Source organism: Streptomyces sp. SID5910 (assembly GCF_009862125.1).
Lineage (GTDB): Bacteria > Actinomycetota > Actinomycetes > Streptomycetales > Streptomycetaceae > Streptomyces.
On record NZ_WWHX01000641.1, the window covers coordinates 1 to 5,823 of the forward strand.

The window sequence follows — 5,823 nt, forward strand, 5'->3', positions numbered from 1 at the left end:
AACGCCCCCTCTCCATGCCCGCCGGCCGGCCGTCGCCGCCGGTCAGTCGCGTACGGTGCCGAACCGGACGTCGTACGGCTCCCCCGGGTGCAGTGTCGCCAGCATCCGCTCCCCCTCCGCCAGGACCTCGTCCCGCCGCGCCCCGCCCAGCCGGTCGAACGGCTCCACGACGAGGGCGCCGTCCGCCAGTTTCCACAGTCCGGCCACGAAGCCGTCGACCAGCAGGACGCGGTACGCCTGGTTGCCCCGCCAGGTACGGCCCTTGTGCTCGGGCGGGACCACGCGGGTGCGGTCGGCGTGGGAGAGGAGCAGGTTGTCGAACTCCGGCAGGAAACGCGGCGGGGCCGGGGTGTCCGGAGCGGGGCGCGGCGCGTCGGGCAGGTCGAACAGCTCGGTGCCGTCCGGGCCCCGGAAGGTGACGAGCCGGGGGCGGAGCCGTTCGAAGGCGTCCCGCAGCCGGGTCAGGCCGGCCCAGGTCTGCATGTCCTTCACGGACGCCGGGCCGAAGGCGGCGAGGTAGCGCAGCACGGTGTCGTCCGGCGCCGGTGCCGGACGCGCGGGGCGTGCGAGCCAGTGCTCGGCGGTGGTGAGCGTGACCTGGCCGCTGCGGCCCCACAGTCCGCGCGGGGTCACCTGGACGAGCGGGAGCTTGCAGCGCGCGGCGACGGACAGGGCCTGCGGGTCGGCGTCGGGCCACTCGGTGAGCAGCGCCTCGCGCAGCTCCCTCAAGGTGCGAGGCTCGGCCTCCACCAGCTCGCGCGCGATCACGGCGAGCCGGTCCAGGTCGACCCCGGCCAGCCCCTTGCGGAAGGTGCCCAGCTCGCGGTCCCGGGCGGCCTGCACCAGCGGACGCAGCGTCAGGCAGTCGTCGGCGGTGTGGGTGTGGATGGTGGAGCGCAGGGTGACGATGCGGGCGACCCGGCGCTCGGCCATCGCCGCGGACAGGGCCTCGGGGGCGAAGCCGTCGAGCCGGGCGGCGAGCGCGTGGTACGGCGGCTTCACGTTCTGCGCCTGGAGCCCGACGAGGTGCGCGACGGCGTCCTCGGCGGACATCGACGCGCGGTCGAGCAGCAGTTGCCGGGCGAGCGTGGCGCGGTTGAGCGCGCGGACGCCGAGCACGGGGGCCGTCGCGGATGCCTTGGACGTCATGCCGTGCACGGTAGCGCCGCGGGGTACTCGGTGGGCCGCCGGAGCGGTCCTGGGGGATGATCGCGAAGAGGTCCGGCCCGGTGAGGGAACGACGGGATCGCGAGGGAGGCCGCGGATGCACGAGCTGGCGGTGTCGCTGTGGGACGTGAGCAAGGGGCAGGGGCTGCGCCAGCTGACCGAGCTGGGGCTCGCCCTGGTGCTGTCCAGCCTGATCGGCTGGGAGCGCGAGGCGCAGCAGAAGAGCGCCGGGCTGCGCACGCACACCCTGGTCGGCGTGGCCAGCGCGCTGATGATGGAGATCTCCCAGCACGGTTTCGGCAGCGTGCTGGGCATGGACGGCGTCTCCCTCGACCCGTCCCGGGTGGCCGCCCAGATCGTCTCCGGGATCGGCTTCATCGGCGGCGGTCTGATCTTCGTACGGCGGGACGCGGTGCGGGGGCTGACGACCGCCGCGACCATCTGGCTGACCTGCGCGGTCGGCATGGCCTGCGGCGGCGGGCTGCCGATCCTGGCGCTGGCGACGACCGCGCTGCACTTCGTGGTCGTGCGCGGCTATCCGGCGCTGGCGTCCCGCATCACCAGGGAGACGGCCACCACGGTGGAGATCCGGCTGACCTATCTGACCGGGCGGGCGCTGCTGCCGCAGCTGATGGAGACGTGCACGCGGCGCGGGTTCCGCATCCTGCGGGTGACCGCCGACCGGCTGCCGGGCCGTACGGATCCGGCGGCGCGGGTCCTGCTGCGGCTGGAGGGCACCGGGGACGCGGTGCGGCTGACCACCGACTTGTTCCACGCCGAGGGCGTGCTCGACGCCGACATGAACGTCACCGCGGAGGAGGAGTGAGGAGTAGCCGAAACGGGGGACACCGGGCTTCCCCGCCGGCCGGGCGGGCACCCGGGGCCACTGTGCAGGGACTACACGATGTGAACGAACACGACGAGCGTGACGGCCGGGGCGGTCCGGGCGGGCGGGGCCGGGTGCTGGTGACCGGGTGGTTCAGCTTCCTGGACGGGGAGGCGACCGCCGGGGACGTGCTGGCGCTGCGCCGGGTCGAGGAGGTGCTGCGCGGCGCGGGGCTCGCCCACGACGTCGTGTGGAGCCCGGGTTTCCGGGCGGACGCGCTGCACTTCGCGGACGTCGACCCGGCGGCGTACTCCCGGCTGGTGTTCGTGTGCGGACCGGCGCACGGGCCGCAGGTCGAGGAGCTGCACCGGCGGTTCGCGCACTGCCTGCGGATCGCGGTCGGCGTCTCCGTCGTGGACCCGGGCTCCCCGGCCGTCACCGGCTTCGACCGCGTCCTGACCCGGGACGCCGCCGGCACCGAGCCGACCCTGGACCTCGCGGCCCGCGCCCCGGCGCTGCCCGCCCGGCCCGTCGTCGGGGTGGTGCTCACGCACGGGCAGCACGAGTACGGGGCTCAGCGGCGGCACGAGCAGGTCGCCGCGGAGGTCACGCACTGGCTGGCCGGCCGGGACTGCGCGCGCCTGGAGCTGGAGACCCGGCTGGACGCGCACGACTGGCGGCTGTGCGGCACGCCGGCCCAGCTGGAGGCCGTCCTGTCCCGGCTGGACCTGGTCGTCACCGACCGGCTGCACGGGCTGGTGCTGGCGCTGCGGGCCGGGACGCCCGCGCTGGCGGTGGACCCGGTCGCGGGCGGCGCGAAGGTGACGGCGCAGGCCCGCGCCTGCGGCTGGCCCGCGCTCGTGCCCGCCGAGCGGCTGGAGGCGGGCGCACTGGAGCACTGGTGGCGGTGGTGTCTGGCCGACGGGCGGGAGGCCGCGCGGCGGATCGGCGCCGGGTTCCGGGCGGACGCGCGACCGGACGGCGCCGACGGACTCGTGGCGGCACTGGGGGTGCGGCCGGCCGGTTGACCCCGCTCGCGGGCGGGCACCCGGTGGGGGTCGGTCGGCCCGCGCCCAGGAGGAATCCTCATGACCATCAGCCGCCTCCCCGATCACGAACAGCGCATACTCGACGAGGTCGAACGGGAGCTGCGCCGCGATCGCCGGCTCGACCGGCGGCTGCGCACCCTGCGGCTGCGCCGCGGCCCCGACCTCACGCGCCTGGCGTCCTACCGCCCCCGCACCCTGACGGTCGCTCTGCTCCTCGCGCTGTCCGTCACCCTCATGGTGACCGGCATCGTCACCTCCGAACCGGCCGTGATCTGGGCGTTCGCCGTCGTGTGGCCGCCCACGCTGTTCGCGGCGTTCCGGCGGCTGCACCGCTGGTCGCGGGGCTGACGGCCCTCACCGGCCGCTCCCCCCCGTACGGCGCCGCACACGCACCCGGCCTCCCGTCCCCTCGGCGGGGGGCCGGGTGCGTGTGGTCGTTCAGCCCGTGTAGCTGCGCGCCGTCGACGCGCGCTGGGCCGGCTCCAGGGCGCGCAGGCGCGCCTCGACCTCGGCGGGCAGCACCCGGCGTTCGCGCAGCACCCACGGCAGGGCGGCCGTCGCCTCGGCGAAGGCCCGCAGGGACGCGGTGTCGCGCGGGACGGTCCTGGCCAGGTGCAGGGTGCGGCGCAGGGCGTAGCCGGCCGGGCGGCGCAGCCAGGTGAACCACAGGGTGTTGCGGATGCCGTGCGCCCGGCGGAGCGTCGCGTCGCGCACCGCCGAGGGGTGGTGATGGATCGTCAGGTCGTCGTCGTACGTGAGCCACCAGCCGTCGGCGGCCAGGTCGGCGGCGAGCAGCTCCTCCTCGCCGCCCAGCCAGAGCCGGGGGTGGAAGCCGCCCGCGGCCCGGAAGGCGTCGGTGCGCAGGACGGTCGCGGCGGCCAGGAACGAGCCGAGCGCGGGCCCCGGGAGCCAGTCCGGGCGGGGCACGGGCGAGTCGCGCAGTTCCGCGACGATCGGGTCCTCGGTGCCGTCCGGTTCGACGACGATGCGGGCCGTGACCGAGCCGACGGCGGGGTACCGGTCGAGCAGGTCGGCGGCCCCGGACAGCGAGCCGGGCGCCCACCAGGAGTCGTCGTCGCAGAACGCCACGTAGGGCGTGGTGACCTGACGGACCGCCAGGTTGCGGCCGACGGCGCCGAGGTTGCGGCCGGGGCGCAGCAGCCGTACGTCCGGGTGGTGGCGGGCGACGGCGTCGGCGGTGCCGTCGGTGGAGGCGTTGTCGGTGACGATCACCGGGGGTTTCTCCGGCAGTTCGGCGAGGCGGTCCAGGGTGCGCAGGAGTTCGGGGCGCCGGTTGTGGGTGATGACGACGACGGTCGTGCGGGGGTCCGTCATGAGGTCCCTTCCTCCAGGAGGCGGGCGCCCCGTTCCACGTGCGGGGGCAGGGGTCTGCGGGCGCGCAGCGCGGAGGGCAGGCGGGTGAGCGTCTCGCGCAGGGCGCGGCGGGCGTACGGGTCGCGGCGGGCGTCGGCGGCGAGGGCGCGGGTGCGGGCGAGGGCGTGCGGCACGGGGCGGCGCAGCCAGGCGGTGAGGAGTTCGTTGCGGCGGACGACGGCCGGGCGGCCGGTGCGGGGGCCGGGGTCCGGGTGGTGGTGGGCGACGACCTCGGGGCAGTGTGTGACGCCCCAGCCGCGGGCGGCGAGGTCGTAGGCGAGGAGGGTCTCCTCGGCGCCGAAGAACAGCAGCGGGTGGTAGCCGCCGGCGTCGAGATAGGCCTCACGGCGGGCGACGGCGGCGCAGCCGAGGAAGCCGAGGACCTGGGTGCCGGGCAGGTCGGCGGCCCGGCCGAGGGGGGAGGCGGCGAGCACGTCGTTGAGCGGGTCGGGGTCCTCGCCGGGGCCGACGAGGGTGCGGGCGGAGAGCAGGCCGAGCCGTGGGTGCGCGTCGAACAGGCGGGCCGCGGTGGCGAGCGCGCCGGGTGCCCACCACGAGTCGTCGTCGCTGAACGCCACGTACGGCGTGTCCAGCGCGCGGACGCCGTGGGTGCGGGCGAGGGCGCCGCGGTTGAAGGGCAGCGCGAGGACGCGGACCCGGGGGAAGTCGCGGGCGAGCATCGCGCGGGTGCCGTCGGTGGAGGCGTTGTCGGCGACGAGGATTTCGGGGCGCTCGGGCAGCGCGAGCAGGTGGCGCAGGGTCACGGCGAGGCTCGCGGAGCGGTTGCGGGTGGCGATGACGATGCCGACGGGGGCGTGCCTCGGGGGGTCGGTGTGCGGTCGCTCGCGGGTGGTCGTCGCGGCACGGGCGGTGCCGGTGCGGTGGGGCGTGCCGTGGTTCATGGTGCCTCCCGGAGGGCGTCCAGGGCGTCGAGGGCCTTCAGGACGTCGTCGGTGCCGATCCGCAGCAGCGCGGGGTCGGTCTCGTGGCCGTGCGGGTCGCCGTCCGGGCCGGGGTGCCACAGGGCGCGGTGGCGGGGGTGGTCCGGCGGGCCCCAACGGCTGGGCGGGACGGGGCCGAAGAGGGTGACGGTGGGTACGGCGTGGGCGACGGCGAGGTGGGCGATGCCGGTGTCGCCGCTGACGACGGCGCGGGCGCCGGCCACCAGGGCGGAGAGGCGGTCGTAGGGCAGGCCGCCGGCGAACACGTCCGTGTCGGGCAGGCCGGCGAGCTTGGCGAGGCGGGCCACGAGGTCGCCCTCGTCCGCTCCCCCGGTCACCACGACGCGCCGGCCGCGGGCCCGCAGGGCGTCGGCGACGGCGGCGTACCGCTCGACGGGCCAGCACCGGGAGGGGGCGCCCGCACCGGGGTGCAGCACGATGGCGCCGGGGGCCGGGGAGGGGGTGC

General features: G+C 76.6%; 7 protein-coding genes. 3 read left to right on the forward strand and 4 right to left on the reverse strand.

Going from position 1 to position 5,823, the window contains the following annotated elements:
* Positions 1–42: 42 nt before the first annotated feature.
* Entirely contained in the window at positions 43–1,149 is a 1,107-nt protein-coding gene (locus tag GTW67_RS22680; protein WP_161166650.1) for a winged helix DNA-binding domain-containing protein, read from the reverse strand.
* 115 nt (positions 1,150–1,264) lie between these two features.
* Here GTW67_RS22680 and GTW67_RS22685 point away from each other — a divergent pair, with 115 nt between their 5' ends.
* The 3 genes from GTW67_RS22685 (at position 1,265) to GTW67_RS22695 (ending at position 3,390) form a co-directional block, all read left to right on the forward strand.
* Entirely contained in the window at positions 1,265–1,993 is a 729-nt protein-coding gene (locus GTW67_RS22685; protein ID WP_161166651.1) for an MgtC/SapB family protein, read from the forward strand.
* A gap of 80 nt (positions 1,994–2,073) precedes the next feature.
* Positions 2,074–3,021 (forward strand): polysaccharide pyruvyl transferase family protein, encoded by a 948-nt coding sequence (locus tag GTW67_RS22690; RefSeq protein ID WP_346010718.1) that lies wholly within the window; start codon positions 2,074–2,076, stop codon positions 3,019–3,021.
* A 60-nt stretch (positions 3,022–3,081) separates the two neighbouring features.
* Positions 3,082–3,390 (forward strand): DUF3040 domain-containing protein, encoded by a 309-nt coding sequence (locus tag GTW67_RS22695; RefSeq protein WP_161166652.1) that lies wholly within the window; start codon positions 3,082–3,084, stop codon positions 3,388–3,390.
* Between the two features lie 90 nt (positions 3,391–3,480).
* On the opposite strand, the gene GTW67_RS22700 is transcribed toward GTW67_RS22695, so the two are convergent.
* From GTW67_RS22700 to GTW67_RS22710, 3 genes are all read right to left on the reverse strand, one after another.
* Complete coding sequence (locus tag GTW67_RS22700) at positions 3,481–4,377, reverse strand: glycosyltransferase family 2 protein (protein WP_161166653.1); 897 nt, start codon at positions 4,375–4,377, stop codon at positions 3,481–3,483.
* Complete coding sequence (locus GTW67_RS22705; protein ID WP_161166654.1) at positions 4,374–5,318, reverse strand: glycosyltransferase family 2 protein; 945 nt, start codon at positions 5,316–5,318, stop codon at positions 4,374–4,376. Before GTW67_RS22705 ends, GTW67_RS22700 begins: the two co-directional genes overlap by 4 nt.
* Positions 5,315–5,823: glycosyltransferase family 9 protein (locus GTW67_RS22710; RefSeq protein WP_161166655.1), on the reverse strand; the 509-nt coding region annotated here is incomplete at its 5' end. The genes GTW67_RS22705 and GTW67_RS22710, both read right to left, overlap by 4 nt.

Bases quoted from the DNA above. Each gene is read 5' to 3' on its own strand.
- GTW67_RS22705 (WP_161166654.1), bottom strand. From the start codon at position 5,318: ATGAACCACGGCACGCCCCACCGCACCGGCACCGCCCGTGCCGCGACG.
- GTW67_RS22695 (WP_161166652.1), top strand. From the start codon at position 3,082: ATGACCATCAGCCGCCTCCCCGATCACGAACAGCGCATACTCGACGAG.
- GTW67_RS22700 (WP_161166653.1), bottom strand. From the start codon at position 4,377: ATGACGGACCCCCGCACGACCGTCGTCGTCATCACCCACAACCGGCGC.
- GTW67_RS22685 (WP_161166651.1), top strand. From the start codon at position 1,265: ATGCACGAGCTGGCGGTGTCGCTGTGGGACGTGAGCAAGGGGCAGGGG.
- GTW67_RS22680 (WP_161166650.1), bottom strand. From the start codon at position 1,149: ATGACGTCCAAGGCATCCGCGACGGCCCCCGTGCTCGGCGTCCGCGCG.